Origin of the sequence: Microvirga tunisiensis (assembly GCF_009296175.1) — a bacterium.
GTDB lineage: Bacteria > Pseudomonadota > Alphaproteobacteria > Rhizobiales > Beijerinckiaceae > Microvirga > Microvirga tunisiensis.
In genome coordinates this window covers 1-4,067 of record NZ_VOSK01000473.1, presented here as the reverse complement: position 1 = coordinate 4,067, position 4,067 = coordinate 1, and the positions used below count along the sequence as shown (strand labels likewise).

The 4,067-nt window shown below is 58.3% G+C and carries 3 protein-coding genes; 1 reads left to right on the top strand and 2 read right to left on the bottom strand.

The genetic code is table 11. The annotated features are described in order from the left end of the window. Positions 1-149: 149 nt before the first annotated feature. Positions 150-926 carry a recombinase family protein gene (locus FS320_RS39570; protein ID WP_338105668.1) on the top strand — a complete coding sequence of 259 codons (777 nt, stop codon included), beginning with the start codon at positions 150-152 and terminating at the stop codon, positions 924-926. A gap of 161 nt (positions 927-1,087) precedes the next feature. On the opposite strand, the gene FS320_RS39565 is transcribed toward FS320_RS39570, so the two are convergent. Beyond that, on the bottom strand, positions 1,088-3,172 hold the full coding sequence (locus FS320_RS39565) for a hypothetical protein (protein ID WP_152717881.1): 2,085 nt from the start codon (positions 3,170-3,172) through the stop codon (positions 1,088-1,090). Next, positions 3,169-3,651 (bottom strand): DEAD/DEAH box helicase family protein, encoded by a 483-nt coding sequence (locus FS320_RS39560; protein WP_152717879.1) that lies wholly within the window; start codon positions 3,649-3,651, stop codon positions 3,169-3,171. The genes FS320_RS39565 and FS320_RS39560 overlap by 4 nt, the downstream gene beginning before the upstream one ends. Positions 3,652-4,067: the final 416 nt, after the last annotated feature.

The window sequence follows — 4,067 nt, the reverse complement described above, 5'->3', positions numbered from 1 at the left end:
ACCCTCTCCGTTCCTGTTCCAAAAACCCTCTCGAACTCGGACCTCGCAAGCCCTTATTTTCCGGTCGTCCATGAAGCTGTTTCGGGCGTGGCGGAATACATCGGGCTTTACCTATCGGGTAACAGACCCGGCCAGTGACGTTTCGATTGGTGGACCGGGCGGATTCAAACGGTTTTCTGCTGGCAGTATCTGGCTTCGACGAACGCAACCCGACATTCCAAAAAGTCTTCAGTTTCTGGTCACTGACTCGAATGACCAAAACACAAGCCGTTGGCGGTGCAGAAAGTCCGTGCGAGAATCTTCCCAAACTAAACGGGAGTTTCTGGATGGTTGGACGGTCGTATGGCTACTCGCGGTGCTCAACATCGGCGCAGGACTGGGACATTCAACTCGATGGGCTGATCAAGGCGGGGGTGGACGACCGCGACATCTATCGAGAGAAGGCATCCGGCATGAAGCGGGATCGCACCGAACTCCGACGAGTTCTGGATCTGCTGAGACCCGGCGACCGCCTCTATGTGTATGCCTTGGATCGGTTAGGGAGATCCCAGCTTCACCTGCTTCAAATCGTTGAAGAGATCGAGAAGAAGGGCGCGAAGCTCGTTTCTCTGCGCGAGAACATTGACACGGCCTCGGCTACGGGCAGGTTTTTTGTCGGGGTATTGAGCAGCCTTGCCGCCATGGAACGAGAACTCATCATAGAACGGACCAAAGCTGGGGTTGCTCTCGCCCGTCAGCGCCAAGTGCGTTTTGGCAGACCCCCGAAGCTCACGTCGTCGTTGATCCGGCAGGTGATGCTCGCCCATGATGATCCGGCGACGACGGTGCCGGAGACCTGTCGTGTGCTGGGGATCTCGAAGTCGAGCTACTACGCGGCGCTTCGTGCAGGACAGCGCGAAGCCATCGCTGTAGCCGAAGCTGCATAGGTCCTTTCGTAAAATCGTTCGAACGACGGGAGACTGGCGCTGGAATGGCCACCGTGCAGCGGATCAAGCAGTCCCTGGCCTATGATGAGAGCAACCCAGAGATCGTTGCCGCATGACGAATGGCCTGGGATGATCCCAGGCCATTATGGTCATCGAGTGCGTTACCGGATTGTCCCGCGACGGCGCAGGCTTTTGATGATGCCGGGGATCTCCTTGCGACGCTCGCTCTTGGAGTGGGCATACGCCACTTCTTCGCGCAGCCTCTCTCGGATCTCGATCTCATCCAGGCCCGCTCGTTGAAGAGCGGCACCCAACCGGAAGAAGGCGTTGTTCCCATCACCGCGAGGAGCGGTGCGCCACTCGTCGATGGCCTTCTCGATCATGGCTGCCTGCTGACCGGCCCGGCTCTTCGCCTGATCGGCCAGGAGCTTGTCCCGAAGATCCTGGAATTTGGTCGAGATGCTCGTCTCCGTGATCGTCGGAGCCTTCGGAGCAGCCGGTGTGGTCGCGGGCTCCGGCTCCGGATCAGGCCGCAGATCCAGGATGCAGTGCTCGATCCACTGGCACAGGTCGAGGGGACCTCGCTTCAAATCGTTGTAATCGTCGAAGAAGGAATGGGCCGGGTCCTTGGCCTGACAGGGCAAGTAAAACAGGCTTGCCGGGGTGAACTTCGACTCGTCGAAGCCATGGCAGCGCCGCCTTTTGATCCTGTGGTTCTTCTCCAATTGCCGTTTGCCCCAGTAGCCTTCGTCGTTCAGCACCTTCACGATTTGACCGATCATGAGCCCGTACACATCCAGGCTCATGGCATAGGTAGTCGGGATGAAGACGCGCCAGCGTGGCTTGTCCAGGGTCGAGGAGTAGGTGTTCCAGATCACCATCCGCAGGCTGGGGAAGAGATCCGCGAAGGCTTCCGGGGTCAGGTCGCCGCCGTCGTTGTCGAGCCAGATCCCTCGCACATGAGTGATGTTGTCGAGCCCGCGACTGGTGTCCGTCGCCTTGTCGGCCTCGAAGTGGGCCGGGCTGAAGAGCCCCGCGTCCTCCTTCGCCGCCAGTTGCCGCCCGTGCAGATCCCGCAGGGCAGAGATGAAGGACTCGTCGTCCGTGTAGTCCACGTGACCGAGCGGGATCGTGTCGTAGATCGAGGCGAAGGCGGTGCCGCTCGTCAACGATGGCGTGACGATATTCCCTTCTTTTAAGGGGATTTCGTCACGGGCGAACTCCTTCATCTGATCCCTGACCTCCTGAACCAGGAGGCGGTAGCGGCCTCCTATGAATGAGGTCCCGTTGATGGCATCGAGTTGCGCGAGCCACTCGCGCTCCTGGCGCTCGTTGTAAGCCCGGTTCTTCTCAGCATTGCTCTCGTACTGGCGCGTACGCCCTGCCGTCCCCTTGCTCGGCGCAATGCCCATGCCATCCAGCGGCTGAACCTTTGCGCCAGGGAACAGGTTGGCAAGCCATTCAGCCGTATCCCGATCCATGACGACGACCCGCTTTGGGTTCTCATCGCCGGGTTTGCGGATCGAACAGCGCATCACGGCCTGATAGACCGCACTGCGATAATGGGCCGTCCGAAGCTCTTCACCGCTGATCTTGCAGCTTTCCATGAAGCTAAAGTGCACGGGTGGTGGGTTCAGGGCCGAGATGACCGCTACATTGTGATAGCCCTGGAAGCTGTTGAGCCCATGGGGTGTGTTGGGGAGCCGTGTGGCTCCGGCCTGGGGGAAGAAGCTGTCCGGCAGATCCTTGTTGCCCATCCAGAGAAAGGGCTCAGCGCCGAACAGGATCACAATCGCTTGCTTGATCTTGTCGATGAACTTGGTGGTGACGCCTTGCTCGTCCTCGACGATCTTATCCCGGTATGTCTTCGACCATGCCTCAGTGGCGGCGTAATAGATGGTGATCCGCTCTCCGTGCTCGTGCTGATCGTAGCGCAGATCCCGGCACAGCTTTCCCTTGACCGGCTGAAGGTCGATGCCCCGTGCGGTGTAAAGACGGAAGAACATGGTGTCTGTCATGCACGCCGACGCGACGATGGCCTTTTGGAAGCCATCGAAGATCGATGGCTTCAGGATCGAGTAGGTCCGAAGAGAGCTATCTGTCTTCTCGCCCCGGACCAGCCGCTCGTACTGGCTCTGGTGGGCATAGACTTCCCAGTGGTCCGACACGATGCGGTTTGCCAGAGGGCCGAAGACCTTGAGGAGGTCATCCCCGTGCTTGTTACGGGCGATCTTCTTCATGCTCATCGCGCCAGATCCTCCTTCGCGATGAGGCGACCATAGACCGCCCCTTCCGCGACCAGGGTCAGGTGCGGCGTGATGAGATCGTGGGTCTCAGTCAGGGTGAGTTCGTCATACACGTCCACCTGAGGAACCTCGTCCATGACGAGAACCCAGCGATCCTTGCGCTCGAAGTACGGCACCCGCAGGAAGGCCGGATGCGTGATGAAGAGGACTTCGCCTTCGCCATCAACGGCATTCTGGAAGTGGATCACGATATCGGCGACGACAGAGTTCGTCGTCAGATCTGCATCACCATGGATGGCCCGCAGGGAATACGGCGGTTCGAGCGGTATAAGCTCTTCCTGAATGGTCTTGTTGATCAGGTGAATGGTCGGCTGGATGAAGAGGACCTTCTGGCCACGACGGGCGAGACGGTCTGCATAAAGGGCGAGCGCATGGGTTTTACCTGCTCCCGCTGGGGAATTAAAGATATGGATAGTCATAATGATCTTCGCTTAAAAAGTGGTTGAATAGAAAACCCGCGAGGGTTGGTGGCTCCTCGCGGGCGTCGATGTATCTTCAACCACAGTTCATGCGGTCATCCTGACCGTCATGGTATTTATCTGCTTCTAACGATACGAACTCCCACCAAGAGCCGGAGCACCCAAAAAGTGCTCATACGCTTACTTATCTCACGAAGCGTAATACTGTGTCAATATTCGTGGGATGTACCTGACCTGTTCGAGAATAGGTCGGATGTGCCGGTTCAAACCGTTTTAGCCCGGCGTCACTCATGCAGCGCCATCGACGAGAGATCTGGCTCAACATGGTGACTGAGAGATGGCTGCCACGAAATGGGCAGCGTCCCAAGGGATTGATCCCAAACGCCTACGTCAACCTTGACCGCTATAACGGGGGA

What these genes read in the sequence shown, in the direction of transcription:
- FS320_RS39565 (WP_152717881.1), bottom strand. Translation starts at nt 3,172, where the DNA reads ATGAGCATGAAGAAGATCGCCCGTAACAAGCACGGGGATGACCTCCTC.
- FS320_RS39560 (WP_152717879.1), bottom strand. Translation starts at nt 3,651, where the DNA reads ATGACTATCCATATCTTTAATTCCCCAGCGGGAGCAGGTAAAACCCAT.